This is a genomic window from Bacillus sp. SIMBA_026 (assembly GCF_046535335.1).
In the GTDB taxonomy this organism is placed as follows: Bacteria; Bacillota; Bacilli; order Bacillales; family Bacillaceae; genus Bacillus; species Bacillus velezensis.
In genome coordinates, this window is record NZ_JAWRWX010000127.1 from 1 (window position 1) to 276 (window position 276).

The window sequence follows — 276 nt, forward strand, 5'->3', positions numbered from 1 at the left end:
GTTCAGCTTGTCACTGTCCGGTTCCGGGTCACCGATATGGCCCGGAGCGTTGGCCGCGAGGACCCGCTGCACGAAAGCGCTGTATTCCTCCATGAAGTGGCGCAGCAGACCTGCGGTGGCCTCGTCCTTTACTGAACCGTCGTCGTCGTAGGCATCCGCGACAAAGCGGATGTAGGCCTCGGGGGCATTCAGCTGCGGTGCGTCAAGGAAGCTTAAAACGCTTCGCATGGACGACTGCATGACCGCCGTGCCAATACCGCCAGGCGATGCGCCGAT

1 protein-coding gene is annotated in these 276 nt (G+C 62.0%); it reads right to left on the reverse strand.

Features of this window, described 5'->3' with window-relative positions; translation table 11 throughout:
- Nucleotides 1–276: NADPH-dependent FMN reductase (locus SB847_RS20935; RefSeq protein WP_410578522.1), on the reverse strand; the 276-nt coding region annotated here is incomplete at both ends.